Origin of the sequence: Kribbella pratensis (genome assembly GCF_004365355.1) — a bacterium.
Taxonomy (GTDB): Bacteria; Actinomycetota; Actinomycetes; order Propionibacteriales; family Kribbellaceae; genus Kribbella.
Window position 1 is genome coordinate 1,134,085 of the sequence record NZ_SODP01000002.1, and the last position, 24,549, is coordinate 1,158,633.

Below are 24,549 nucleotides of genomic sequence, written 5' to 3' on the forward strand. Positions count from 1 at the left end.
GACCCGAATGGGACTGGCAGGCGTGGGCGTGCTGCTTGGCCTCTGGGGCGTTTGGAAGCTGGCCACCACCGTCGACCTGCACGGTTTGGTCCGGCTGCCGCTTTGGCTGGGTGGCGCGGTGCTGGCGGACGACTTCTTCTTGGTGCCGTTGACCGTCACCGCCGGATGGCTGGTGACGCGGTGGGCGAGCAGGCCGGACGGCCATCGGACCGTGGGCGCCATCCGGACGACGTTGTTGTACGTCGGCATCACCAGCCTGATCGCGGTGCCGCTGATGCTGCGTCAGGGCAAGGGCGTGAACCCGACGATCCTGCCCCGAGACTACCTCCGGGACTGGTTATTGCTGGAGGCAACGATTATCGCGGCCGGGATCGTCGGCTACCTCATCGCTTCACGTTCAGCAGGGAACGCGCTTCGTCCGGCGACATCGGCGGTCGTTGCGCGAGCGTGGCGAGGGTTGCGGCGCGTTCGACGAGCTCCGCGTTATGAGTGACCGGCTGCCCCTTCGCCAGCGTGAGCGTGTCCTCCATACCGACACGGAGGTTGCCGCCCTTCGACAAAGCGGCCAGGGCGACCGTGATCGCCGTACGGCCGATGCCCGTTGCGGACCAGGACGTGACTGCATCCGGCAACGCGTTGACGGCCGCGACGAGCGCGTCCGCCGTACCGGGCATGCCACCGGGAACGCCCATGACCAGGTCGCAGTGCACGCGTTCGCCGTACGGCAGGCCGTACGTGCCGAGGAGGCGGTGCAGCGCGGCGACATGGCCTAGGTCGAACAGCTCGAACTCGGGCACGACCTCCCGCTCCTGGGTGAGCTGGTAGAGCTGGGTCACAAACGGCCACGGATTCATGAACACGTCGTCGCCGAAGTTGACCGTCCCCATCGTCAGCGAGCAGGAGTCGGGTACGGCGTCGAGCACGCGCAGCCGGTGATCGTACGGATCGGTGACCGCGCCGCCGGTGGACAGCTGCACGATCAGCGCGGTGTTCTCCCGGACCGCGGCGACGGTCTCCGTCAGCCGGCCGAGGTCGAGGGTCGGCTTGTGCTCCCCGTCGCGGATGTGGATGTGGATCATCGCCGCTCCCGCGGCCTCGCACCGCTTCGCGGTCTCGACCAGCTCGTCGAGCGTGGTCGGCAACGCCGGGCAGTCCGCCTTCGCGGTCTCGGCACCGGTGGGAGCAACAGTGATCAGAGTCGACGCCATGGACGAATCCTGCCAGATCGGTCATGAAAGCGGATATTTGCCGGTCCCGAGGTCCGATCACCGGACGATCTCCGGCAGGAGAGGATGGCCTCATGAGAGCCGTAGTACAAAGAGTCAGCCGGGCATCGGTCACCGTGGACGGCGAGGTGGTCGGAGCTGTCGACGAGCCCGGACTGCTGGTCCTGCTGGGCGTGACCCACGACGACACCGCCGAGAAGGCGGCCGCGCTGGCCGCGAAGATCTGGACCCTCCGCATCCTGCACGGCGAACGCTCCGCCGCCGACGAGCACGCCCCGATCCTCGCGATCAGCCAGTTCACCCTGTACGCCGATACCCGCAAGGGCCGCCGCCCGTCCTGGAACAACGCCGCCCCGGGCCCGGTGTCGGAACCGCTCTACAACACCTTCTGCGAGTCCCTGGAAGCCCTCGGCGCCAAGGTGGAACGCGGCCGCTTCGGCGCCCACATGGACGTCTCCCTCACCAACGACGGCCCGGTAACTCTCATCCTCGACGCATAAACAGAACCGGCCCCCGGATCCGTGCGGGATCCGGGGGCCGAGGTGTTCTGGGTCGGTGAGGTTCGACTCAGACGGCGTCTGCTGGGATCAGCTGACGACGCCGGCGGCCGAGTGGCCGACGACGACCTTGGTGTTCAGGCTGTAGACGTTGATCACCAGCGCGTCGACCTCGATGTAGCGCTTCTGCCGCAGGACCTTGTTGAAGGTCAGGCTCGCGATACCCGGGATGTTCAGCGTCTTGTTCTCACCGGTCGGGACGGCGTAGGTCTTGCCGCCGACCTTGATCGAGGCGATCGTCGAGGACGAGCTCACGCCGCCCTTGCCGTCCTTGGTCTTCCACGCGGACGCGGAGGACTCGATCGCACCGATGGACAGGCTGCCGACCTTCACGCCCGCGACGTGCGAGGTGAAGTTGATGTAGGACTTGTCGGTGCCGATGGCGCCGTTCTTGGTGGTGTAGACGCCACCCACGTAGGCAACCTTCGGGATGTTCAGCTCGCCGACCGCGACCCGGACCGTCTTGCCCTCAGTGCCCTGGCAGGTGGTCTGAAGGGACGTGGCGTCGGAGACGACCAGCTTGTCGGCCGTGGCCTTGGTGCCGTACGCCGAGCCGATCACCAGTGCCGTGGCCGGCTTGGAGATCTCCGCGCGGGTCTTGAGCACCGCGACGTCGACGCCCTGCGGGATGTACTGGTTCTTCACCGTCGCGTGCAGCACGACCGCCTGCGCGTACGAGTAGATGCCGGAAGCGGTCTTCACGCCGCCGACCCGGTTCAGCACGATGTAACCGAGACCCGGAACCGCGATCTTGGTGTTCCACTTCGGCTTGAGCAGCGACGGCACCGAGATCGCACCGATCTTCACGCCCGCGAACGTGGTGTCACCCGTGTACGACAGCTGACCCTTGTAGTACTTCGCCGTCGTCGTGGTCTTCACGCCGGTCAGCGTGAGCAGGTTGCCGACGCGGATGTCGGCGGCCGTCGCGGTGCTGGTGACGCCCGTCCCGCTCTTGTTGTTGAACGCGTGCGTGTCGGTCTTCACCGAGCGTGCGATCGCCTGGTTGTTCACGTTCGCCGTGGACAGGTCGTTCTTGTCGTGCTTGGTGGCGTCAGTGGTGCAACCAAACTTGCTGATGACCTGCGGACCGCTGTTCGCCAGGCCGGATTCGACGTCGGTGCCGTACGAGTAACCGCTGTATCCGAAAACCGGCGAGGCGGACGCCGAACCCGAGGTCAGCGCGATCGTAGAAGCCACGCCGACGACCGCCGCAACTCCGACGGCAGCGAGCTTCTTGTATCCGATGCGGGGTCGCATTGACCCCTCCTCCCTGAGTGATGACGTGACCCGAAGCGCGGGTCAGGACACAGACACAACTCAGCCGATTGCGGTAGGTGACGAGCCGACCGCGCTCTGAGACCTAACCGTTACATTGCCGCTCGTCCCGCGAGATTTCCCCCACCGACCCGTAACTCGGCAGCGATGACCCGAAATCCCTGCCCCGTAAGCAATCCCGGGCATGCCGAAGGGCCCGGACGCGCAAGGTCCGGGCCCTTCGTGCCTACTTCAGGGTGGGCCACCGATGGGTGGTGGTGGCACCTTGTGTAACGACCGACTGCTCAGACGGTGACGGCCACTTCCGCGACCTCGCCGTACTGCGCGACCACCTGGCGGTCGACCGGGTCGGCCTTCGGGGCCAGCGTCCGCAGCGTCCAGCTGCCCGGCGCCGCGAAGAACCGGAAGTGCCCGGTGGCCGACGTCGGCACCTCGGCGGTGAACTCACCGGTCGAGTCCAGCAGCCGCACGTACGCGCCGCCGACCGGCTCCTCGCCGCGCAGCACCTGGCCCTGGATCACGGCTTCCTTGTCGACGTCGACGCCCTTGAGGTCGAGGCCGCCCTTCGTTGCTCCACACATGTGTCAGGCCTTTCCGGGTTCGTCGCCGAGGGCAACGGGTACGCCGACCAGCGAGCCCCACTCGGTCCAGGAACCGTCGTAGTTCTTCACGTTCTCCTGGCCGAGGATCTCGTGCAGCACGAACCAGGTGTGCGCCGAGCGCTCGCCGATCCGGCAGTACGCGATGGTGTCCTTGCCGAAGTCCACGCCGGCGTCGGCGTACAGCGTCTTCAGCTCGTCGTCCGCACGGAACGTGCCGTCGTCGTTGGCCGCCTTGCTCCACGGGATGCTGGCCGCGGTCGGGATGTGACCCGCGCGCTGCGCCTGCTCCTGCGGGAGGTGGGCCGGGGCGAGCAGCCGGCCGGCGTACTCGTCAGGGCTGCGTACGTCGACCAGGTTCTTCACGCCGATGGCCTCCAGGACCTCGTCGCGGAAGGCGCGGATCTCCAGGTTCGGCTCCTTGGCGGCGTACTCGGTCGCGTCGCGCTTGACGACCTCGTCGGTCAGCTCGCGGCTGTCCAGCTCCCAGCGCTTGCGGCCGCCGTCGAGCAGGCGGACGTCCTCGTGGCCGTAGAGCTTGAAGTACCAGTACGCGTACGCCGCGAACCAGTTGTTGTTGCCGCCGTACAGCACGACCGTGTCGTCGTTCTTGACGCCGCGCTCGGACAGCAGCGCGCTGAACTGCTCCTGGTTGACGAAGTCCCGGCGGACCGCGTCCTGCAGGTCGTCCTTCCAGTCCAGCTTGATGGCTCCGGCGATGTGGCCGGCGTCGTACGCCGAGACGTCTTCGTCGACCTCGATCAGGACAACGCCGTCGTCGGACTTGTGCTCCTCGACCCAGTCGGCCGAGACGAGCGCGGATTCCCTGCTCATGTGTGCTGCCTCTCAGTTGGTAGCGGTGGTTGGCGTACGAATGCGGTGGATCAGCAGATAGGCCTCGCAGCCGAGGCAGAGCCCGACGGCCGCGTTCACGAACGCGGCGACCAGGGCGAATCCGGTGGCGACCACGCCCAGCACGGTGACGCCGGTCAGGTACCCGATCAGACCGGCGACCGCGAAGACGAGGCCGACCAACTGGGCGAACCGCGGCGGGGCCGCGTCCTCCAGTTCCTGCGGCGGTCCGATCCGTGGCCGGACCAGCCGCTTGAACAGCTGCCCGTACGGCGAGGCCTGCACGCCGAACGCGACCGAGATCGCGAACACCACGGCCTGCACGGCCAGCGGCCACGGGTTGTTCAGTACGAGCGTCAACGCCAGGACGACCGTGGTCACCCCGGCCGCGAACCGGAGTCCGCGGGGATCAACCTTCTGTGCCGCCGATGATTCGGACATGACGACTCCTGCGAGGAGGAGGGCTGTCGAGCCGGACCCGCCCGGGTGTGCGGGGAGGCGACGTACGCGGAACCGTGCTCAGCGACCGGTTCCGCAGCGCTCGGGACGCCGCCTGGTCAGCGGCGTCGACACAGCGATGAGCGCACCCGGCAGTTGTCCACTGCCCTGCGCTTCGTCAGCCATGTCGTGTAAACCACGGATCGAGCGTACGGAACCCGGAGGGGCCTGCCGAACGTGGTCCCATTAGTTGAGACAACTGATCACATGGTGATATCAGACCCGGACCACGTTCGTGGCCGCTACCTTGTCGTGCAGCGCCTGCTTCTTGTCGTCCCAGAGCGGCCAGAGGTAGTTGAGCAGCGCGATGAAGCCGGCCAGCGTGCCGACCAACGGGACCAGGCCGAGCACGCTGAGCCCCATGTCGAAGCCGTACCGCTTGGCGACCGCCGCGCCGGGCGGGTTGCCGGGGACGTCCCGCAGCCGGACCGCGATCCCGAGCAGCATCTTGCCGGGGGTGGCGCCCTTCTTGGTCAGGAACAGGTACTCGTAGACGAACGACACCACGAGACCGATCAGGACCGCCGGGATCATCCACTTGTAGACCTCGGGCGGCAGCGAGGTCGTGGTCGTCGGGGTGCCGGCCGCGGCCGCGTCCATCGTGGTCTTGAAGTAGTCCCAGAGGACCTGTGAGTACTTGTAGTAGAAGTAGCCGGTCAGCGGCAGTCCGATGATGCCGACGATGATCGAGTCGATGATCCGCGCGAACACCCGCCGCCACCAGCCCGAGAGGAGCTGACCGTCCGGAGTGGTGTTCGGACGCTTGCCCGGGTAGCCGTAACCCTGCTGCTGCGGGTGCCCGTACTGCGGCTGCCCGTACTGCGCCTGCTGGCCATAGTGCGGCTGCGGTCCGGCGTACTGGCCGTACTGCGGCTGCTGCGGCTGCTGCTGCGGCGGGGCGTACTGGCCGTACTGCGGCTGCGCCGGGCGGGTCGGCTCGCTCGGAGCCGCGCCACCGCCGTACACCTGGCCGTGCTGAGCGGCCTGACCGTACTGCGATGCGGCGCCGAACTGCCCTTGGTACGGCGATGGGCCCTGTTGCGCACGGCGCTGGTCCGTCCAGGTGTTGCCGTCCCAGTACCGCTGCTGGGTCGGGTCCGCGGGGTCGTCGTACCAACCGGCTGGAGAGCTCACCTGGAGAGTCTTGCCTACGCGCAGGTCCATGCGCCATTCGGTGGCACGTACCGGACGGTCGTCAGCTCGCCTGGCGGTCGATCGCGGTCGCCAGCGCGGCGATCACGTCGGGCTTGCGCGGTGCTCCACTGGCACGCTTGACCACGGCTCCGGTGCTGTCGAGCACCAGCGTGGTCGGCGTACGCAGGATGTCGAGGCGGCGTACCAACTCGAGGTGGGACTCCGCGTCCAGCTCGACGTGCCGCACTCCCTCGACCATGCCCTCGACCTCGGCCAGCGTCCGCCGGGTCGCCCGGCACGGCGCGCAGAACGCCGACGAGAACTGCAGCAGGGTTGCCCGCTCGCCGAGCTCCCCACCGACCTCCGAGGCCGTCACCCGCTCCACGTCGTCCTCGCTCTTCCCACGGAACCGCCCGTCAGCCCAGGCCTTGAGCGCACTGAGCAGCACGCCGACGACCACAGCCGCGACGAGCACCCACACACCAAGACTCACAGTTATCCACGGTACGACCCCTCATCCACCTTTCAACCACCCGTTTCACCCACTGAGAACAGCACGCGGGTCAACGGTCAGCTGGTGCCGGGAGTGCCCGGTCGGCCAGGGCAGGGTGTCGTCACCGTCGCCCGGGTACCGCGGCACCACGTGGACGTGGAGGTGGTCGAGCCCGCGACCGGAGCCAGGCCCGCTCGCATTCAACAGGCAGACACCGGTCGCACCGAGCCCCGTCATCATCCGCTGAGCCATGCGCTGCGCCAGGTCCATGACCTTGGCCAGATCGGCGGTCGGGGCATCCAGCACGCCCGCGGTGGTGTGACGGCGCGGGACGACCAGGGTGTGGCCCGGTGCGATTTCCTCGCCCGGAAGGGGGAAGAACGCGACGGCGGCGTCCTCTTTCTTGAACAGGTCAGGTGAGTTGGTGGCGATGAGGGCGCAGAACACGCAGGCGTTCATCCGGTGATTCTGACTTAATGGGCGTGTGGAGAGTGGGTTGGTGGTGCGGTCCGGGGTGGTGATTCCTGAGGGCGAGCTGGCGTGGCGGTTCTCACGGTCGAGTGGACCGGGCGGGCAGTCGGTGAACACCACCGACAGCCGGGTCGAGCTGAGCTTCGATGTGGCGGGTACGTCGGCGTTGAGCGACGTACTGAAAGCGCGGGCGCTCGAGCGGCTGCAGTCGCGGCTGGTGGACGGGGTCGTGACGATCGCGGCCTCGGAGTACAAGTCGCAATGGCGTAACCGGGAGGCTGCTCGGGAGCGGCTGGTCACGCTGATGCGTGAAGCGATCGCACCGCCGCCCCGGAAGAGGCGGCCCACCAAACCGAGCAAAGCGTCGGTACGGCGGCGCCTGGACGACAAGAAGCGCCGCGGCCAGACCAAGCGGCTGCGCGGTCGCCCGGACGACTGACGAGGCCCTCTGGCTGGCTACGCTTCCGACGTGCAGGAAACGGGGAGCGGGGGGTCGGAACAAGAGGAGCCGGAAGAGCTCCCGGAGTTCCAGGACCTGACGGTGCGCGGCCGCACGCTGCGGACGTGGTCGATCAGCGCGGGCGTCGTGCTGCTGGCGATCTCCGCGGCCTTCGGCGGTCTGAAGAAGGCCGGAGCGGAGACTCCGCACGTGGATGCGGGCACCGCGATCGAGGCCGGCCAGTTCGAGGTGACGATCCAGCGCGTCGTCACCGTGAAGGACCTGAAGCCGTTGTTCACCCCGGACGACGGCGGTGCGCTGATCGCGGTCGTGACCAAGCTGAAGGTCACCGACGACACCGGTACGACGCCGCCGTCCGACCTGATCCGGCTCATCGGCGTACCAGGGGTGAAGGACACCGACCCGCCGCTCGGCACCACCAACGTCGGCGACGAGACCATGGATCCGGTCCTCACGCCCGACGCCGGCGAGGACATCGCGTACGTCTGGAAGTTGCCCAAGGCCACGCAACTCCCGACCCAGGTCGACCTGACCGTGCAGGGTTACGAGCACGAGGACGAGTCGATCCTCGACCACCACGAGAAGTGGCTGCCGGACAAGGTAGTTGCCGACAGCACCGTCAAGGTGACTCGCAAGTGAGGGCGCGGAGGGTACTCAATCTCGGCCTCACGCTGGCGGTGCTCGTCGCGATAGTCGGCCTGTATCGCCTCACGCCCACGCAGAAGGACATCCAGGACCCTACGCCGGTCAAGGGCATCATCGGCCGCACGGTGAAGACACCGCGGTTCGACCTGACCGTCAGCGACGTACGCGTCGGCAGGAAGCTCCGCATCCCGCACTCCACGCCGGACCGCGACACGCTGACCGACTTCGTGGTCGTCGACGCCACCATCACCGCCACCCGCGAACCGATCCACGTCTCGAACGTGCGGATCAGGTCGTCCGACGGCGTCACCTATCTCGGTGCCAACCGCAACGGTCTGAACGAGGTCGACCTGACCGGCAGCGAGCTCTCGCCGGACATCCCGGTTCGCGGCTCGTTCGTGGTCGAGATGCCGGCCGACAAGGTGCCAGGGGCAACGTTGCTGGTGATGGAGAAGTCGATTCTCAACGACCTCGAGCCCCAGGTCACCGTCCCGCTCGGCCCGGACGCCCCGAAGGTGCAAGACGTTGTCGCGCTGACCCCCGCGAGCGACACATGACCGGCGCGCGCCGCGCCCGCCGCGGCTGGTTCCGGACGAACACGGTCGCGCTCGCGACGCTCGTGCTGGCGATCCCGCTCGCCGGCTGGTGGACCACCCGGAGCGACTACAAGTCCTGGTACGACGCTGAGCCCCGCGATCCCGTCGTCGTGTCGGCCGGCGGTACGTCGTACAACGGCGCGATCTGGTACGGCGCCAGCGTCGAGCAGGATCCGCGGCCGGTGCGGACCGGTTCGGGTGACGCCCTGCCGGACGGGACAACGCGGATCCGCGTGTACTTCCGGATCCAGGTGAACCAGCTGTCTGCGCTCGAAGGGCTCAGCGGCTGCCAGGTCCACCTGCGCGCACCGGACGGTCGTATCTGGGACGAGACCCTGATCGCGGACGACTACCAGGACCGTCCGACCGGCTGCACGGGCGGGTACGACGACAAGCCGGAGAGCTGGCGCGGGCAGTTGGCGCAGTACTACGTGAAGCCGGTGGCCGGGAAGCCGTTCGAGACGGTCGCGGTGTTCGTCGTACCGACGTCTGTCGCCGGCACCGTGCAGCCGACGATCACCTTCGCTACGAAGCTCCCTCAGTACTTGGCATTCCCGAGGTAGCAGCACTCAGGTCGGTGACGCCGTGGTCGCCGGCCGACTGCTCGTGGACCGCGCGGGTCCGTGGCGTCAGGTATCCGGCCAGTCCACCGATCATCCGGTCGTACGCCGCGGCGAGCAGGCTGACCTGCAGCGAGATCTTCAGGCCGTCGGTGATCAGGTTCAACGGCTCGTCTATGACCATCCAGAACTGCAGGGTGTGCGGACCGAGCACCCAGAGCTTCAGCGCGATCCACACTGCGCTGGCGGCGAACGTGACGACCGCCCAGGCCAGGAAGTACCCCAACATCGGCCGCAGCCCAGAGCGGACGACCAGCCGGAACGCATTGGCCACTGGGATCCAGCGGTCCTTCCAGTCGGAGACCACTGAGTTCCCGGCGATGCGGACGATCCGCGGAGTCTGCTGCCAGCGATGCGTGATCCGGTCGAACCGCCAGCGTGGTGCGTCAAGCTTCTGCACGACGCGGCCGTAGATGACCGCGGTCATCGTGATCCACATCAACGGCAGTACGGCGGCATCCCACAGGTCGCCGATACCGGCCGCGACGAAGCCGGTGACCGCATCCCACACCGCGCGGACCTGGTCGACACCGAGCAGGTGGTCCAGCACCCAGGTGTAGCCGTCATGCATCCACTGCCAGACCACGCGCTCCTTCAGCCAGGTCTTGGGCGGCGGGATGACCGACGTCGCCTGGTAGACCACCACGAAGATCCACAGCGCCTCGAGATACGTGACGAACAGCTTGCGGACCGGGCCTTCCTTCTCCTTCTTCCACTTCTTGAACACGAAGCGGAGCAGGTACGCCGTGACACCGAGGCCGAGGAACAGCCAGGTCGACAGCGACTGCAGACCCTCCGACGGCTGCGGCACCGCACCGCCGTTCAGAACGGTCGCTGCGGTCTCGTTGACCTTGTGAACGGCCAGTTGGTACTCGTAGTCGAGCGCCTCGTTCTGCAGGAACTTGTACGCCGCATAGAACGCCAGGAACGGAAGCAGCGCCGCAGCGAGCGCGTCGAGCGGCTTGTGCTCGTTGCCGGGCTCCATGCCGTCCGGAGCAAGCGTCCCCTCGGCCACAGCCCGCCGGTGGAAGCGCAGCTCACCACGCAGTACCAGGAACATGCCGACGTACATCGCGAGCGAGACCACGACGAGCAGAGCGAGTACTGCGATGCCGGCAGCCTCAGCTCTGGCGCCCGCTTGCACCGCGACCCACTGCAGACCCCGGTGCGCCAGCTGCGCCACCAGGAAGACCGCGAACAGGCGCGGCCAGGCCTTGCCGAACAGGACCCCCGCCCGCCCCACCGTAGTGAGTAGCGTCCCCGACTCCATCGCCACGCGACGAAATCTACCTCTCGGGAAGCTCGCCCCGGCCGGGTCGGTCAGCCGCCCGCGAAGGGTGGTAGCGCGTCGACCAGAGCGCCCTGGCGCAGCGGCGTGGCCGGGTCGGCGCGCTCCCCGTCCAGTAGGAAGGTACAGATCGACAGCACCCGCGCCAGCTCCGGCCGGTCGGTCGAAACGGCGGTGACCAGGTCGCGGATGGAGCCCGCCTCGGCGGTCGCCGACGACTCCCCTGCGGCTGAACGCGCGGCAGCGAAGTACCTGATGGTGACTTCCGGCATCTGGTCGGCGCCTCACTAATCGGTTAAGTCTTCGGCTATTATGTCAGCTTGCTGTTATGCCCAGTGTGTCTCAGGCCCCCGGCAACGACGCCGTCGGGGCCTGACGTGCACGAGGACCGGATCCAACCCTCGGGATCCGATGATCAGCACAAGGAGACGGCGTGAGCACGTTGCTTCTGCTGACGAACGCGCTGCAGGCCTCCGCCGAGGTCCTGCCCTCGCTCGCTCTGCTCCCGCACCAGATTCGCATCCTGCCGCCCGAGGTCGCCGCGCTGGTCGACGCGCCTGACGCGGACGCGGTGCTGCTGGACGCCCGCCGCGACCTGGTCGCCGTTCGGAGCGCCTCCCGGCTGATCCGCACCACCGGCATCGACGTACCGCTCATCCTGGTCGTGACCGAGGGCGGTCTGACCGCCGTGAACGCCGACTGGGGCGCGGACGACGTACTGCTCGACACCGCGGGTCCCGCCGAGATCGAGGCGCGGTTGCGTCTCGTCATCGGCCGGCTTGCCGCGACGCGGAACGACGAGCCCGAGTCCACGCTGATCCGCAGCGGCGACGTCGTGATCGACGAGGCGTCGTACACGGCGAAGCTCAACGGGCGGGCGCTCGACCTGACCTACAAAGAGTTCGAGCTGTTCAAGTTCCTGGCGCAGCACCCGGGCCGCGTGTTCACCCGTGAGCAGCTGCTCCAGGAGGTCTGGGGCTACGACTACTTCGGCGGCACGCGGACCGTCGACGTCCACGTACGCCGCCTGCGGGCGAAGCTCGGCCCCGAGCACGAGTCCCTCATCGGGACCGTGCGGAACGTCGGCTACCGCTTCGTCGTACCGCCGACCACCCGTGAGGCCGCCGAGGCGAAGGTCTGAGCCCGGCTCAGAAGAAGAACTTCAGCACCGTAAAAGCGAGCCCGGCCGCCGCGCACAGCGCCGCCTTCCAGGACCCGAACCCCTGCCGGAACCCCGCCACGAGCGTCCCGACTGTGACCGGCACCAGCATCACCAGCAAGGTGACGCCGGCTGCATGAACGCCGACGTGCGATTGCAGCGTCAGCAGCCAGCCGACGACGAACGCGAAAGCCAATCCGAGCCAGCTACCAGTCCGGACCGATCCATCACCTGCATCGCTGCGGTGCCCACGATGCGACGCGCGAGGGGCCCGTCGATGTGAGGTCGGAGCAACGTGCGCCATTCACTCACCTTCCGTAAGTGCCTGAGCACGCAAGGTACCAGGAAGGTCGGTGAGGACGAAAAACCGGTACGTCGCGCGGGCGCGCGACGTACCGGCTCTCGCTCAGTCTTCGGTCAGGCTCACGAACCGATCGAGATCCGGTCGGTCGCGACCGGGGTGTACGGGTCGTGCGCGGTCAGGTAGTTGGCGAAAGCGTCGATGTCGAGGCCGCCGAACACCTTGTTCGTCGCGGTGGTGAAGGCCGGGAAGCCGTCGCCGCCGTCGGAGAGGAAGTTGTTCGTGACGATGCGGTACGACGTACCGTCCACCAGCGGCTGCCCGCCGATCTTGATCGAGCCGGCGACGACCTTCGAGCCCGCTGCGGCGGCCGGGTTCCAGGTGTAGGTGATGCCCGCGACCTGGAGGACCTTGTACTTCGGCGCGTCCGGACCGTTCAGCCCGGAGAACTGCTGCTCGAGCAGCGTCTTGATCTGCGCCCCGGTCATGTCCATCGAGACCAGGAAGTTGTTGAACGGTTGCACGGTGAACGCCTGCCCGAAGGTGACCTCACCGTTGTTCGACGCGAGGTCCGCGCGGATGCCACCCGGGTTCATGAACGCGGCGACCGGGGTCTTCCCACCGGACACCACGGACGGGTCGGCCAACTGTGCGTCGGCGATCAGGTTGCCCAGTGGCGATTCGAGCGAGTCGTCGGGCGTCCGCACCACGGACGGGGTGGTGATGTGGCCGATCACCTTGGTCTCGATCGGGGCGACCAGCTTCTTGTACTTCGCGATCAGGTCGGCCGTCTTGCGGTCCTGCACGACGTCCTGGGTGACGATCTGGTTGTTCGCCAGCGTGTTCACCCGGTCCACGTCGCCGGTCGCGTTGTCGATGCTCAGCCGGACATCGGTGACCAGCCGCCCGAACGACGACGCGCTGGTGACGAGTCGCGGCTTGCCGGCCTTGTCCGGCAGGGAGCAGTTGTACGCCTGGTGGGTGTGGCCGGAGAGGATCGCATCGATCTCCGGGTCCAGGCCGGCGTTGATGTCGACGATCGGGCCGGAGATGCCCGGGCAGCTGTTGTACGCCTTCGGGTCGGCCGGGAAACCGCCCTCGTGCAGCAGCACGACGATCGACTTCACACCCTTCTTCTTCAGCTCCGGAACCAGCGCGTTCGCGGTCTCGACCTCGTCCTTGAAGGTCAAGCCGTCGACACCGGACTTGGTGACGATGTTCGGCGTGTTCTCCAGCGTCATGCCGATGAAGCCGACCTTCTGGCCGTCCGCGAACGTCTTGATCGTGTACGGCGCGAACAGGGTCTTCTGGGTGTTGGTGAAGAACACGTTCGCGGACAGGTATTTGAACTTGGCGCCGGTGAACGGGTGCGCCGGGTCCGGGCACGAGTTCTGGTTGTTCTGCCCGTCCCCGTCCGGCAGGCAGCCGCCCGTCTGCATCCGGAGCAGCTCGTGCCAGCCCTCGTCGAACTCGTGGTTGCCCACCGACGCAGCCTCGAGTCCCATCCCGTTCAGCGCTTCGATCGTCGGCTCGTCGTGGAACGCGGCCGACAGCAGCGGCGAGGCACCGATCAGGTCACCGGCGGCGACCGTGACCGAGTCCTGGCCCTTAGCCTTGGCAGCGGCCCGCAGGTCCTTCAGATACGTCGCGAGGTACGCCGCGCCGCCCGCCGGGATGCCGTTGATGTTGCCGCCCGAACCCGTCGCCGGCTCCAGGTTGCCGTGGAAGTCGTTGATCGAGAGCAGCTGGATCTGGGTGTGCGTCGGCTTCGGCTTCTTCGCCTGTACGGCGGTCTGCGACTCCTTGGCCGTCTGCGTCGCGGCCGCCTGGCTCACGGATCCCCCCGCGGCCAAGGCGAGCACAGCGGCCGTCCCGGCGGCGAGCACTCCGACCGCCCGCCGTCCCCCCAGCCGCGCTTTGTCTCGTCCTGTCAGAGCCATGTCTACTCCGTTGTCTTGGTTGTGAATCCGCTGAAGCTACCTGAGCAGCAAACCCTCTTGCCAGAACCTGAGAAGGAACTCAGCTGAAACCTTTTACTGTGTTCTGGTGACCCTCGAAGCCGTTCCCTCACCGTTGCCCTCGGCCACCGCCGCCGCCGTCACCGAACTCGCCCGCGCGGCTGCACACAGCGACGGCGTGAACCCCCTGTCCGAACGCACCCTCCTGCACCTCGACGGCGAGCATCCGAACGACCTCCACGTCCTCGCGTACGAAGGCGATCCCGGCACCATCGAGGTCACCGGCCTGCAGAGTGCCCGCAACCTCGTCGGGTACGCCGCTCTTGCGCCCGACGGCTCGGCCGAACTGGTCGTCCACCCGCACTTCCGGCGACAAGGCTTCGGTACGGCGCTTCTGCGCATGCTGCTCGACCACGGCGGTTCCCGCACTCGTGTCTGGGCCCACGGACGTCTACCTGGCTCGGACGAGCTGGCCCAGCGTCTCGGTCTCAAGGTCACCCGCGAGCTCTACTTCCTCCGCCGCACCAGGGCTCCGCTGCCGGACCCGGTCTGGCCGGACGGAATCGCAGTACGCACATTTGTCTCCGGACAGGACGACGCCGCCTGGCTATCCGTCAATGCGGCAGCCTTCGCCGACCACCCGGAACAGGGCAGCTGGACCGCCGACGACCTGACCGACCGCATCCAGCAGCCGTGGTTCGACCCCAACGGCTTCTTCCTGGCCGTCGACTCCACCACGGGCGCCCTGGCCGGCTTCCACTGGACAAAGGTCGAGGACGGCATCGGCGAGGTCTACGTAGTAGGCGTCTCCCCCACACACCAAGGCTCCGGCCTAGGCAAAGCCCTAACCCTCCAAGGCCTCCACCACCTACAGGAGGACCGGCACCTCGACTCAATAGTCCTCTACGTAGACGGCACCAACACCCCAGCCCGATCCCTCTACACCTCCCTCAACTTCACCACCGCCGCCCTAGACGTCCAATACGCCCCCGCCTAACCCACGCTTGATCCGCTCCCCCCGCCCACCCGCACCCGAGCCGCTCTCACCCCACCTGGCCGGCAGTCGGGCACCTGGCCCCGCCTGACGCGCACTCGAGCGCCTCGCCCGTCCGGAGACCTACTCGAGCGCCTCGCCCCTCCCAGATCTACTCGTGGGGCTAGCCCCGCCTGACCCGTACTCGAGCCGCTCGCCTCGCCCGACCTGTACTCGAGCGGCTCACCCCGCCTGACCCTCCTGTGAACGACCTCACACCGAAGTCACCCCCTCACTTCGCGTCATACCCCCGGCACCCACCCGTCCCACCACCAACCAGGAGCCGTCCGAGCCTCTAACCCCCCAGCCGGGCGGCTCCTGGCCCCCAGTTATCCACAACTGCACCTTTTGACATCGAACCCCGAGCCCAACCCCCGTTACGATCATTTCGACTACGGAGGGCAGACACTCGTGACACACCGCAACAGGCCAACCCGCACGTTCCTGGCCTGCCTGGGCACCGCCACACTCCTGACAGCATGTGGTGCCGGTAGCCCCGAGGCCGGGCGTCCCAACACGGCTCCGCCATCGCCCTCGGTGAACACCCAGACCGGCTCCCCGACCGAGTCCACAGCGACCCCTCCTCCGTCAACGACGCCCAGCGGGCCACCTACACGGCCGGCGAACGCCAACGGGCTCACTCTCGCAGCAGCCGAGCAGTTCGTTCGGTACTACAACACTCTGTTGAACTACGCCGCCGAAACGGGCGACACCGGCCCACTACTCGGGGCTAGCGAGGCCGGCTGCGAAAACTGCAAGTCATACGCGAGCTTTGTGGCACAGGCGAATGTTGCAAATGGTCTCATAAAGGGCGACTACCGCGAGCAAATCACCGACGTACCAGAATTGTATCGCGGCGACAGCGGGCGTGTTGGCGGATCAGCCTTGGTGACAGTCGGCGCGTACGTGAGCCAGAAATCGAAATCTGCGGCCCCGCGCAACATACCGGCAGCCAAGTACAAGCGCGAGTTCGCATTGTCGCCGAAAGCCGGTAGTTGGGTAATGTATGAGATGAAGCTTGTGAAGCAATGAAGAAGATCCGTGCCGTGATCGTCACGTCCACCGCATTGCCGATCGCATTGATAGCCGCGTCAGGCAGCGTCTGGGCCGGTAGCAACACGCCGCTCTCTCCGCAGGAGGGCGTGACTACGAGGCCAAGTTCACCCACGGTGAATGTAAGTGACGATAAAGAAGGTGCATCGGCAACAGCCACCGACCGCCTTGACGTCCACAAGTCAATCTATCCAACAGCGACATCGAAGACCCCCCGGACGGTTTCTACGCGGTCTCCCGAAGGGTCAACTGATTCATCTGGTGCGAAGGAAGACCCCGGCAGAGATTCCACGGACCTAACCGACCTCAAAATCAACGTCGGACTCTGCGGTCGCATGCAGCCAGATGGAACGGTGCCCGGTCCGACCCGATGCCAGCCTGGCGGTGACGATCGGCGAGTTACGGCACGCACGATGCCTCCGGAGGTGGTGCGTCCGCGGCCAGAGGATGTCACTTGGGAGCTGATCCGTTCGGAGACGAAGAACGTAATCTTCCCTGGACTGTCGGTGAAGGTGCAGCCCAACGGGCGGACTCTCGTCAATCTGGACACCATTGTCTACACCGACGAGAGCAAGGTCTCGACGACAACCGTGACACTGCTTGGCTTTCCCGTAGTCATCGAAGCGACCCCCATCAGTTATACGTGGAGCTTCGGCGACGGCAGCCCTGCGTTGACGACGAGTACGCCGGGAAAGGCCTACCCGTCGAAGGAGATCACCCACAAATACATGAAGCGCGCCGATGTCAGCCTGACGCTGACGACCAACTACGCGGCCCGCTTCAACGTCGCCGACACCGGTTGGCATTACATCGACGGCACCGTCCCGATCACCGGCCCGGCGACGCCGATTCTGGTGCGTGAGGCCGTTCCCGTCCTTGTCGACCCAGGCCGCTGAGCCGTGCCCGGCGTCGTACACATGTCAGTTCGGCTCGTCGGTTGGGCAGCGGTGTTTGCGAGTGTCGTCGTCCTTCTGGGTGGGTGTGGTGGCGGCGCGCGGGGCGAGGTGAGTCCGTCAAGGGACTTAGCCTCCGCGACGCCTGCGGCTCCCGAGCGGCCGGTTGCGGCGTACGGGCTCAGTCTGGCGGCCGCTGACCAGTTCGTTCGTCACTACGTTGATTTGATGAACTACGCCTCTCAGACGGGCGACAGCGGGCCTCTGCTTGCGGCGAGCGATGCCGGCTGTGTGGGATGCAAGCAGTACGCCGATATTGCCGTGAGGACCAATGCCTCGAATGGGGGCCTCAGTGGGGACTACCGCGAGCGCGTGTCTGATGTCAGCGAGTTGGTCCGTAGAAGCAATGGTCGTCTGCGCGGCTCGGCAGCCGTCACCGTTGGGCGATACACGACGAAGGATTCACCCGCCGCCGCACCGGTTGTGAGCAAGGCGGCGAGATACACGGAGCAGGTCGTCCTGTCTCCGAGCAAAGGCAATTGGGTGATGTTCGAGATCGAGCTGGAAGAGCGCTGACGTAGCACTAGAACGCTCTAATAGAGCGCGTTTCGGAGGTGGTTGGTTAGGTGGGTGTGGGCTTGTCGGATTTTGCCGGGGACGGTTAGGAGGTTGGCGTAGCCGTGGCAGAGGGTGGGGTGGGGGACGTGGGTGATTTGGTTGCCGGCGGCTTGGAGGGCTGCGGCGTATTCGAGGCCTTCGTCTCGGAGGGGGTCGAAGCCGGCTGTGGTGAGGTAGGTGGGTGGGAGGCCGGTCAGGTCGTCTGAGCGGATCGGGGAGACGATCGGGTCGGGGCGGATGGTGGGGTCGGGGGTGTAGTGGTCGCGGTACCAGATGATGTCGTTCTCGCTGAGGATGAAGCCTTCGGAGAACAGGTCTCGGCTGGGGCGGCGGGCTACCAGGTCGACTGAGGGGTAGAGCAGGACCTGGAGGGCGGGGTGCGGGAGGCCTCGGCGTACGGTCTGCTGGGCTACTACGGCGGCCAGGTTGCCGCCGGCGCTGTCGCCGCCGACCGCGACCAGGTCCGGATCGACGCCGAGGTCCTCGGCGTGCTCGACTGCCCAGGTGAAGGCGGCGATCGCGTCCTCGGCGGCCGTCGGTGCGGGGGCTTCGGGGGCGAGGCGGTAGTCGACGGACAGGACGCGGATCCCTGCGTCGGCGGCGATCGCGCGGCACAGGCCGTCGTGGGTGTTGAGGTCGCCGACGACCCAACCGCCGCCATGGAAGAACACCAACAACCCCTGCCCCACCCCGCCGGAACCGAAACCAGAGCCCGAGCCCGAGCCGAGACGTGAACTTGAGCCGGAGCCGGAGCCAGGACCCGAGCCGGAACCGAAACCCGAGCCAGAACCGGTGGTGGGGCCGGTCACGGGGCCGGTGGCGGAGCCCGACCTGGACCCCGAGGCGGAGCTCGGGCCGGTCGTGGAGCCGGCCATGGGGCCGGTGGCGAAGGCCGAGGCGGAGCTAGAGCCAGAATCCGAGTCGGAGCCGGATCCAGAACCCCAGGCGGAGCCGGAGCTGGTGCTGGTGGCGGGTCCCGAGCCGGAACCGGAGCCTGAGCCAGGCCCCGAGCCGGAGCCGGAGCTGCGGTCGGTGGCGGGCTCCGAGACCGAGACGGAGGTGGAGCTGTAGCCAGAACCCGAGGTGGAGCTGGAGCGTGCGCCAGAGCTGGTCGGGGTGCCCGGTTTTGGGATGTAGAGGCGGGCTCCTAGTTGGCCGGCGGCGCCGCGGACGGTTAGGTCGGTTACTCGCTGTAGTTCGGCGGGGTTGCCGGGGATCAGTTTGCAGAGGTTGCGGAAGTGGGCGCGGGCCGTGGCCGCGTCGGTTTTTGTTGTGTGAGGCAACAGGTTGTCGAGGCGGAGGAGGAGCTGGAGGTCGGGGTCGAGGACGTTGCCGTCGATCTGGATCGGTGCGCCCGCGAGGCGGCGCCGGACGGCCGCGGGGAGGGCGTAGAGCGGGGTCAGCGCATTGGCCTGTACGGCGTTCACCGTGTCTCGCAGTACCGAATCCAGTCGTGAGTTCACAAGGAGTGACGCTAGCAACCGCAGGCCCAAGAAGCGGTCCACAGGCAACGAAAACGTCACATCTGGCAAAACGCGGACGGCTACCCCTCGTTCACCAAAGGGTGCGATGCTGGACGGCGTGGCTGGAGACTTGCTGGCATCCCACAACCGGGAGTACGACGTCGAGCCGCCGTACGACATCAGTGCGGCCGGCGATCTTCCAGTTGACCGGTTCTCCGATCGGGAGCTGAGCTGGCTCGCGTTCAACCAGCGTGTCCTGGAGCTCGCCGAGAACGACCGGATCCCGCTGCTCGAGCGGGCCAAGTTCCTCGCGATCTTCGCCAGCAACCTGGACGAGTTCTACATGGTCCGGATCGCCGGCCTGAAACGCCGTATCGCGGCCGGCGTCGCGGTGCGGGCGGCCAGCGGCCTGCTCCCCCGCGAGGTTCTCGACCGCAGCCTGGCCCGGAGCCGCGAGCTGATGGACCGCCAGGCCGAGACCTGGCGCAAGTCGGTCCAGCCGGCGCTGGTCGACCAGGGCATCGAGATCCTCCGCTGGGACGAGCTGCAGCACAGCGAACGCGAAGAGATGACCCGCTTCTTCCGGGAGCGCGTGTTCCCGGTGCTGACGCCGCTGGCGGTCGACCCGTCGCACCCGTTCCCGTACATCTCCGGCCTGAGCCTGAACCTGGCGGTCGTGGTCCGCAACCCCGACACCGGCGGCGAGCACTTCGCCCGGGTCAAGGTGCCGCCGCTGCTGCCCCGGTTCGTGAAGGTCGACGAGGGCCGCTTCGTCCCGCTCGAAGACGTGATCGCGACCCATCTGGGCCAGTTGTTCCCGGGCATGGAGGTCACCCAGCACCACACCTTCCGGGTGACCCGCAACGAGGACCTCGAGGTCGAAGAGGACGACGCGGAGAACCTGCTGGCCGCGCTCGAGAAGGAGCTGCTGCGTCGCCGGTTCGGTCCGCCCGTCCGGCTGGAGGTCGAGGAGTCGATCGACCCGCAGGTGCGTGCGCTGCTGCTGTCCGAGCTGGGCGTCACCGAGTCCGAGGTGTTCGAGCTTCCCGGCCCGCTGGACCTGCGTGGTCTGTTCACGATCGCCAGCCTGGACCGGGCCGAGCTGAAGTACCCCGGGTTCGTGCCGTCGACGCATCCACACCTGGCCGAGGTGGAGACCTCCAACCCGGCCGACATGTTCCACGCCCTCAAGCAGCGCGACGTGCTGGTCCACCACCCGTACGACTCGTTCTCCACAAGCGTTCAGCGCTTCATCGAGCAGGCGGCTGCCGATCCGCACGTGCTGGCGATCAAGCAGACCCTGTACCGGACCAGTGGTGACTCGCCGATCGTCGACGCACTGATCGACGCGGCCGAGGCCGGCAAGCAGGTCCTGGTGCTGGTGGAGATCCAGGCGCGCTTCGACGAGCAGGCGAATATCAAGTGGGCCCGTCAGCTGGAGCACGCCGGCTGCCACGTCGTGTACGGCGTGATCGGTCTCAAGACGCACTGCAAGCTCTCGATGGTCGTCCGCGACGAGCCCGACGGCCTGCGCCGCTACGCGCACATCGGGACCGGCAACTACCACCCGAAGACCGCCCGGCTGTACGAGGACCTCGGCCTGCTCACCAGTGACAAGGTGGTCACCGAGGACGTCGCACTGCTGTTCAACCACCTGTCCGGCTTCGGCCGCAGCGCCGGGTACCGGCGGATCCTGGTCGCTCCCCAGTCGGTACGGCGGGGGCTTGTCGAGCGGATCGACCGCGAGGTGCAGCATCACCTGGCCGGCCGCCCGGCACGGATCCGCATCAAGGTGAACAGCCTGGTCGACGAGGCCCTGTGCGACGCGCTCTACCGGGCGTCACAGGCCGGCGTACCGGTCGACCTGTGGATCCGCGGCATCTGCACGCTGCGTCCCGGCATACCTGGTCTGTCGGAGAACATCCGCGTCCGCAGCATCCTGGGCCGCTTCCTCGAGCACAGCCGCGTGTTCCTGTTCGAGAACGGCGGTGAGCCGGAGGTGTGGATCGGCTCGGCCGACCTGATGCACCGCAACCTGGACCGCCGGGTCGAGGTGCTGGTGCAGCTCAAGGAGCCGGACCACGTCATCGAGCTGGGCGAGATGTTCGACCTGGCGATGGACGACACCACGGGCTCCTGGTGGTTGCAGCCGGACGACAGCTGGGAGCCGCGGCTGATCGGACCGGACGGGCAGCCGCTGCGTGACCTGCAGGAGCGCCTGATCGCGACACGCGGGCGCCGCCGTGCGATCGACCCCATCAGCTAGCTGGCGGAGCACGTTTCCTAAGGTGAAGGCATGAGCAACCCGGCGACCGTTATCGCCGCGGGTGGTGTCGTCTGGCGAGAGCGCCGCGGCACCCGTGAGGTGCTGTTGGTGCACCGTCCCAGGTACGACGACTGGTCCCTGCCGAAGGGCAAGCTGACCGCCCATGAGCACGTGCTGGTCGCAGCGCGCCGCGAGATCGAGGAAGAGACCCTGGTCCAGGTCGTGCTCGGTCCGCCCCTCGGCGTGCAGCGGTACGCCGTCCGCAAGAACGGCGGGACCGCCGAGAAGCTGGTCCATTACTGGGCCGCTATACCTGTGAACGAGGGCGATTTCGAGCCGAACGACGAAGTCGACGAGATCAGCTGGCTCCCGGTCGACAAGGCCCGCAACAAGCTCAGCTACCCGCGTGACGTGGACATCCTCGACGCACTGGAGCATGCAGTTCCCGTGGTGGCCACGGTGGTGGTCGTGCGGCACGCGGAGGCGGTGAAGCGGAAGGACTGGGACAGCAAGGACACGGTCCGCCCGCTGACCAGCAACGGTGAGGCTGTTGCGGAGCGGCTGGCCGACGTACTGGCCGCTCTGGGCGCTGACCGGATCATCAGCAGCGACGCGGAGCGCTGTGTCGCCACATTGACGCCGTACGCCGCCTCTATCGACCGGCACATCCACCTCTGGCCGGAGATCTCGGAGCGTGGGTACGACGCTGATCCGGACGGACTGCGGGGCCTGGCGGAGCGGGTCTGGCGGGAGGGCAAGGTGACGGTCGTCTGCTCGCACCGGCCGGTGCTGCCGGCGCTGTGCCGGGCGCTCGGCCTCAAGGTGGGCAAGTTCTCCACGGGATCGTTCCTGGTCGCACATCGGCTCGCTGACGGCCGCCTGGTGCATGAACGCTTCGGTGCGCCGTAGCCCCGCGACACGGCTCGGTGACGATCCAGGCACAGCCGACGGGGCGGCCGGGTGACACTGGAGGTGACGGGTATGTTCCTACCCGAGGAACCGGCGTCCCACCGGGTGCCGGTCTGAGGAGAGGTTCGGGGCGCACCATGACGATGATGCGAGAACTGACACTGATCGGGATCCGGATGGAATCGCCCAACCGGGCCCCGGTGATGATGCTGCGCGAGACCGAGGGCTACCGCTACCTGCCGATCTCGATCGGCTCGGTCGAAGCAACCGCGATCGCGTACGAGGAGCAGGGCCTGCGCCCGTCGCGACCGCTGACCCACGATCTGATGCGCGACCTGATCGAGGCGTTCGGCGTACATATCGAGGCAGTCGAGATCGTCGAGCTGCGCGACGCCGTCTTCTACGCCGAACTCGTGCTCGCCAACGGCGCCCGCGTCTCCGCCAGACCGAGCGATTCGGTCGCACTCGCCGTCCGCCTCGGTACGCCGATCCGCTGTACCGAACAGGTGCTCCGCGAGGCCGGTATCGCCACCCCCGAGGAAGAACAGGCCGAACTCGAGCGCTTCCGTCAGTTCCTGGACAGCGTCGCCCCGGAGGACTTCTCCAGCTGACCGTGCGCCCCGATGCGCTACGCTCCGACAGCGCGCTGGTGGCAGGGGTGACCTCCAGGCGCCGTTCACCTGGGGGACTCCGACATGCGCAGAATCGTCGCCACCGCGACCGCCGCCGTACTGCTCGGCGCACTCCAGACCACCACGGCCCACGCCGCACCACCGCCGCCGACCGATGTGCAGGTCGGTTGGTCGGATGCGGCGACCAGCCTGATGGGGGTGCACTGGACGGATGCCGGAGCCTCCAACAGGCTGCGCATCGAGTACCAGGACGGAACAGCTCCGACGGACTGGCTCGCTACCTCGAACAACGACTTCAACCATCACTGGGCAGTGCAGTCGGGGAAGACTGCGCGGATCGCCGTGGTGACGACCGACGCGACCGGCGACAGCGCAGCCGCGTACTCACCCTGGTTCGACACGAACATCCCCACGGCCCCGACAGTGACCGCCGCGGTTCCGCAGGCGGACGGGTCGCTACGGCTCACCTGGACCAACCCGCCGGCTCCGAAGGACAACACCCCAGGCGACCCGCTGGACCTGCCGGTCGGCAAGGTCGGCGAGGAGATCGTGAGGGTCTGGTCCAGGCCCGCCGACACGACGGAGCAGTTCTCACACCCGCTCGGCACCACGACCGTGGTCGTGCCGCCGCGCCCGCGCCCGCTGACGGCTCGAGTCATTGCGACGAACGAGTGGGGCGGGATGTCACCCGAGCAGGTCGACTACACGGACGTGAAGTTCGGTCTCAAGGCCGGACCGGCGTACGGCGTCTTCGGCAAGCCGATGACGATCTCCGGTATCGCCGGCGCGCTGCTCTGCGACGACCCGGGCAACTGCGGCAAGGGCCGGCTGTTCGGTGGCGCCGGGATTCCGGTCACGATGCAAACCAGGGCAAGCGCTGCCAAGCCCTGGGAGTACGCCGGCCGCTACACCTCGCTCGACCTGTACGGGTTCGAGGCCCGACCGATCGCGGTCGGCGGTCGCGAATATCGCTTCTACGCCCCGGCCTGGAAGGGCTATTCGATCGTCACGGCGATGGCGTTCTCGGGCACGAAGTACATCCCGACGCTGGCGGACTTCGCCGTTGCCGGGTTCAACGTCAGGACCGCGCAGGTCGGGCAGATGGTGAAGCTGACCGTGGACGTGAAGCCGGGCGGGACCGTGAAGGGTGCGCTGCAGCGCTGGGACGGCAAGTACTGGCGCAGCGTGCTGACCGTGCCGGTTGCTAAAGGTAAGGCAACGATGTACGTCCGGGCTGCCGGGCGCGGCACGACGACGTACTACCGTGTTGCCGTCCCAGGGATGACGTATCACGGGCTGCCGATCCAAACGACGGGCAGTCGATCGTTCACGCTGACAGTGCGCTGAGCGTTACCGGAACGTGAGCAAACAGCCGTTTACATCGACAGAGCGTGACGGCTCTTAACTCAGTTCACCTAATGGCCGCCTGTCGGCATGCCAGCCGTCGCACAGGCTACCGGAACCGTTCACCGCTCGTTCACCAGTGACGGACCGGTCGGTCATCTGGTCTCCCTACCGTCTGTGGAAGTTCAAGAAGTCTGATTCCCGCA

Annotated in this window: 30 protein-coding genes; 17 read left to right on the plus strand and 13 right to left on the minus strand. The window is 67.2% G+C overall.

Features of this window, described 5'->3' with window-relative positions; all coding sequences use genetic code 11:
- Positions 1-7: 7 nt before the first annotated feature.
- The gene (locus tag EV653_RS22085; RefSeq protein ID WP_134105614.1) at positions 8-493 is read left to right on the plus strand and encodes a hypothetical protein; all 486 of its coding nucleotides are present in this window, start codon (positions 8-10) and stop codon (positions 491-493) included.
- Here EV653_RS22085 and EV653_RS22090 read toward each other — a convergent pair.
- The gene (locus EV653_RS22090) at positions 384-1,208 is read right to left on the minus strand and encodes a 3-keto-5-aminohexanoate cleavage protein (protein ID WP_134105615.1); all 825 of its coding nucleotides are present in this window, start codon (positions 1,206-1,208) and stop codon (positions 384-386) included. The genes EV653_RS22085 and EV653_RS22090 overlap by 110 nt on opposite strands.
- 92 nt (positions 1,209-1,300) lie before the next feature.
- Here EV653_RS22090 and dtd point away from each other — a divergent pair, with 92 nt between their 5' ends.
- Positions 1,301-1,726 carry a D-aminoacyl-tRNA deacylase gene (gene dtd / locus EV653_RS22095; protein ID WP_134105616.1) on the plus strand — a complete coding sequence of 142 codons (426 nt, stop codon included), beginning with the start codon at positions 1,301-1,303 and terminating at the stop codon, positions 1,724-1,726.
- Between the two features lie 87 nt (positions 1,727-1,813).
- On the opposite strand, the gene EV653_RS22100 is transcribed toward dtd, so the two are convergent.
- From EV653_RS22100 to EV653_RS22130, 7 genes are all read right to left on the minus strand, one after another.
- Entirely contained in the window at positions 1,814-3,040 is a 1,227-nt protein-coding gene (locus tag EV653_RS22100; RefSeq protein WP_134105617.1) for a choice-of-anchor P family protein, read from the minus strand.
- Between the two features lie 302 nt (positions 3,041-3,342).
- Positions 3,343-3,639: a DUF1416 domain-containing protein gene (locus tag EV653_RS22105; RefSeq protein WP_134105618.1), complete on the minus strand. Its 297-nt coding sequence runs from the start codon at positions 3,637-3,639 to the stop codon at positions 3,343-3,345.
- Positions 3,640-3,642: 3 nt separating this feature from the next.
- Positions 3,643-4,491: a sulfurtransferase gene (locus EV653_RS22110; protein WP_134105619.1), complete on the minus strand. Its 849-nt coding sequence runs from the start codon at positions 4,489-4,491 to the stop codon at positions 3,643-3,645.
- Positions 4,492-4,503: 12 nt separating this feature from the next.
- Complete coding sequence (locus EV653_RS22115; protein ID WP_134105620.1) at positions 4,504-4,950, minus strand: DUF4395 domain-containing protein; 447 nt, start codon at positions 4,948-4,950, stop codon at positions 4,504-4,506.
- Between the two features lie 273 nt (positions 4,951-5,223).
- Complete coding sequence (locus EV653_RS22120; RefSeq protein ID WP_166679509.1) at positions 5,224-6,141, minus strand: RDD family protein; 918 nt, start codon at positions 6,139-6,141, stop codon at positions 5,224-5,226.
- A 61-nt stretch (positions 6,142-6,202) separates the two neighbouring features.
- On the minus strand, positions 6,203-6,634 hold the full coding sequence (locus tag EV653_RS22125) for a TlpA family protein disulfide reductase (protein ID WP_134105622.1): 432 nt from the start codon (positions 6,632-6,634) through the stop codon (positions 6,203-6,205).
- Positions 6,635-6,679: 45 nt separating this feature from the next.
- On the minus strand, positions 6,680-7,093 hold the full coding sequence (locus tag EV653_RS22130) for an HIT family protein (protein ID WP_134105623.1): 414 nt from the start codon (positions 7,091-7,093) through the stop codon (positions 6,680-6,682).
- Positions 7,094-7,130: 37 nt separating this feature from the next.
- Between EV653_RS22130 and arfB the strand changes: the two genes are divergently transcribed.
- The 4 genes from arfB to EV653_RS22150 are packed head-to-tail and all read left to right on the plus strand — an operon-like array spanning position 7,131 to position 9,369.
- Entirely contained in the window at positions 7,131-7,544 is a 414-nt protein-coding gene (arfB, locus tag EV653_RS22135; RefSeq protein WP_305000374.1) for an alternative ribosome rescue aminoacyl-tRNA hydrolase ArfB, read from the plus strand.
- 30 nt (positions 7,545-7,574) lie between these two features.
- Positions 7,575-8,204: a hypothetical protein gene (locus tag EV653_RS22140; RefSeq protein ID WP_134105625.1), complete on the plus strand. Its 630-nt coding sequence runs from the start codon at positions 7,575-7,577 to the stop codon at positions 8,202-8,204.
- A complete protein-coding gene (locus tag EV653_RS22145) occupies positions 8,201-8,767 on the plus strand; it encodes a hypothetical protein (protein WP_134105626.1) in 567 nt (188 codons plus the stop codon). The genes EV653_RS22140 and EV653_RS22145 overlap by 4 nt, the downstream gene beginning before the upstream one ends.
- A complete protein-coding gene (locus EV653_RS22150; protein ID WP_134105627.1) occupies positions 8,764-9,369 on the plus strand; it encodes a hypothetical protein in 606 nt (201 codons plus the stop codon). Before EV653_RS22145 ends, EV653_RS22150 begins: the two co-directional genes overlap by 4 nt.
- On the opposite strand, the gene EV653_RS22155 is transcribed toward EV653_RS22150, so the two are convergent.
- Positions 9,332-10,696, minus strand: a complete 1,365-nt coding sequence (locus tag EV653_RS22155) for a hypothetical protein (protein WP_238160172.1) — start codon at positions 10,694-10,696, stop codon at positions 9,332-9,334. The two genes, EV653_RS22150 and EV653_RS22155, sit on opposite strands and share 38 nt — an antisense overlap.
- A gap of 50 nt (positions 10,697-10,746) precedes the next feature.
- On the minus strand, positions 10,747-10,986 hold the full coding sequence (locus EV653_RS22160; RefSeq protein WP_134105628.1) for a MoaD/ThiS family protein: 240 nt from the start codon (positions 10,984-10,986) through the stop codon (positions 10,747-10,749).
- Positions 10,987-11,147: 161 nt separating this feature from the next.
- Here EV653_RS22160 and EV653_RS22165 point away from each other — a divergent pair, with 161 nt between their 5' ends.
- Positions 11,148-11,855 carry a response regulator transcription factor gene (locus EV653_RS22165; RefSeq protein ID WP_134105629.1) on the plus strand — a complete coding sequence of 236 codons (708 nt, stop codon included), beginning with the start codon at positions 11,148-11,150 and terminating at the stop codon, positions 11,853-11,855.
- A 7-nt stretch (positions 11,856-11,862) separates the two neighbouring features.
- Here EV653_RS22165 and EV653_RS22170 read toward each other — a convergent pair whose 3' ends face one another.
- Positions 11,863-12,069 carry a hypothetical protein gene (locus EV653_RS22170; RefSeq protein ID WP_238159956.1) on the minus strand — a complete coding sequence of 69 codons (207 nt, stop codon included), beginning with the start codon at positions 12,067-12,069 and terminating at the stop codon, positions 11,863-11,865.
- A gap of 227 nt (positions 12,070-12,296) precedes the next feature.
- On the minus strand, positions 12,297-14,114 hold the full coding sequence (locus EV653_RS22175) for a bifunctional metallophosphatase/5'-nucleotidase (protein WP_134105631.1): 1,818 nt from the start codon (positions 14,112-14,114) through the stop codon (positions 12,297-12,299).
- A 106-nt stretch (positions 14,115-14,220) separates the two neighbouring features.
- Here EV653_RS22175 and mshD point away from each other — a divergent pair, with 106 nt between their 5' ends.
- The 4 genes from mshD (at position 14,221) to EV653_RS42205 (ending at position 17,687) form a co-directional block, all read left to right on the plus strand.
- Positions 14,221-15,129 carry a mycothiol synthase gene (mshD, locus tag EV653_RS22180; protein ID WP_134105632.1) on the plus strand — a complete coding sequence of 303 codons (909 nt, stop codon included), beginning with the start codon at positions 14,221-14,223 and terminating at the stop codon, positions 15,127-15,129.
- Between the two features lie 573 nt (positions 15,130-15,702).
- A complete protein-coding gene (locus EV653_RS22185) occupies positions 15,703-16,197 on the plus strand; it encodes a DUF6318 family protein (RefSeq protein ID WP_238159957.1) in 495 nt (164 codons plus the stop codon).
- Positions 16,194-17,114 carry a hypothetical protein gene (locus EV653_RS22190; protein WP_134105634.1) on the plus strand — a complete coding sequence of 307 codons (921 nt, stop codon included), beginning with the start codon at positions 16,194-16,196 and terminating at the stop codon, positions 17,112-17,114. The genes EV653_RS22185 and EV653_RS22190 overlap by 4 nt, the downstream gene beginning before the upstream one ends.
- Positions 17,115-17,135: 21 nt before the next feature.
- Entirely contained in the window at positions 17,136-17,687 is a 552-nt protein-coding gene (locus EV653_RS42205; RefSeq protein ID WP_238159958.1) for a DUF6318 family protein, read from the plus strand.
- A gap of 17 nt (positions 17,688-17,704) precedes the next feature.
- Here EV653_RS42205 and EV653_RS22200 read toward each other — a convergent pair whose 3' ends face one another.
- Positions 17,705-18,418, minus strand: coding sequence for an alpha/beta hydrolase (locus EV653_RS22200; protein ID WP_202871776.1), 714 nt, complete (start codon positions 18,416-18,418; stop codon positions 17,705-17,707).
- 106 nt (positions 18,419-18,524) lie between these two features.
- On the opposite strand from EV653_RS22200, the gene EV653_RS42605 reads away from it, so the two are divergent.
- The 6 genes from EV653_RS42605 (at position 18,525) to EV653_RS22220 (ending at position 24,346) form a co-directional block, all read left to right on the plus strand.
- Positions 18,525-18,800: a hypothetical protein gene (locus EV653_RS42605; RefSeq protein ID WP_166679452.1), complete on the plus strand. Its 276-nt coding sequence runs from the start codon at positions 18,525-18,527 to the stop codon at positions 18,798-18,800.
- Positions 18,801-19,003: 203 nt separating this feature from the next.
- Entirely contained in the window at positions 19,004-19,186 is a 183-nt protein-coding gene (locus EV653_RS41270) for a hypothetical protein (protein WP_166679453.1), read from the plus strand.
- 112 nt (positions 19,187-19,298) lie between these two features.
- The gene (locus tag EV653_RS22205) at positions 19,299-21,458 is read left to right on the plus strand and encodes an RNA degradosome polyphosphate kinase (RefSeq protein ID WP_134105636.1); all 2,160 of its coding nucleotides are present in this window, start codon (positions 19,299-19,301) and stop codon (positions 21,456-21,458) included.
- Positions 21,459-21,488: 30 nt separating this feature from the next.
- Positions 21,489-22,367, plus strand: a complete 879-nt coding sequence (locus tag EV653_RS22210; protein ID WP_134105637.1) for an NUDIX hydrolase — start codon at positions 21,489-21,491, stop codon at positions 22,365-22,367.
- Between the two features lie 137 nt (positions 22,368-22,504).
- Positions 22,505-22,978: a bifunctional nuclease family protein gene (locus EV653_RS22215; RefSeq protein ID WP_134105638.1), complete on the plus strand. Its 474-nt coding sequence runs from the start codon at positions 22,505-22,507 to the stop codon at positions 22,976-22,978.
- A gap of 84 nt (positions 22,979-23,062) precedes the next feature.
- Positions 23,063-24,346: a hypothetical protein gene (locus EV653_RS22220; RefSeq protein ID WP_134105639.1), complete on the plus strand. Its 1,284-nt coding sequence runs from the start codon at positions 23,063-23,065 to the stop codon at positions 24,344-24,346.
- Positions 24,347-24,549: the final 203 nt, after the last annotated feature.